The sequence below is a fragment of the Nonomuraea sp. ZG12 genome, assembly GCF_052068115.1.
Lineage (GTDB): Bacteria > Actinomycetota > Actinomycetes > Streptosporangiales > Streptosporangiaceae > Nonomuraea.
On sequence record NZ_JBQHCW010000107.1, the window covers coordinates 1 to 502 of the forward strand.

Annotated in this window: 1 protein-coding gene and 1 pseudogene; both read left to right on the forward strand. The window is 66.9% G+C overall.

Annotation, left to right across the window (positions count from 1 at the left end; translation table 11 throughout):
* Positions 1 to 11: 11 nt before the first annotated feature.
* A pseudogene (locus ACTMTF_RS49475) lies at positions 12 to 143 on the forward strand (hypothetical protein); the annotation flags it as partial.
* 21 nt (positions 144 to 164) lie between these two features.
* Positions 165 to 502 (forward strand): acyltransferase domain-containing protein (locus tag ACTMTF_RS49480; RefSeq protein ID WP_441117048.1); only part of this gene is annotated, 338 nt, incomplete at its 3' end.

Sequence of the window (502 nt, forward strand, 5' to 3'; positions counted from 1 at the left end):
TGACCGGTGAGATGACGTCGTGGTTGGTGTCGGCGCAGTCGGTGGCTGGTTTGCGGGCGCAGGCGTCTCGGTTGGTGGGGTATGTGTCGGGGCGGCCGGGGGTTGATCCGGTTGATGTGGGGTGGTCGTTGGCGACCTCGCGGTCGGTGTTCGAGCATCGGGCCGTGGTCATCGGTGACAACTCTGGTGATCTGGTGGCGGGGTTGTCGGCCTTGGTGGCTGGGCGGCCTGCCTCGGCTGTGGTGAGTGGTTGGGCTGGTGTCACCGGTCCGGTGGTGTTCGTGTTCCCCGGTCAGGGGTCGCAGTGGGTCGGCATGGGGCGTGAACTCGCTTCTTCCTCGCCGGTGTTCGCGGCTCGGCTGGCTGAGTGTGGTCGGGCTCTGGCTCCTTACGTGGACTGGTCGTTGGACGAGGTCCTGGCTGGGGCTTCGGGGCTTGACCGGGTGGATGTGGTTCAGCCGGTGTTGTGGGCGGTGATGGTGTCGCTGGCTGCGGTGTGGCA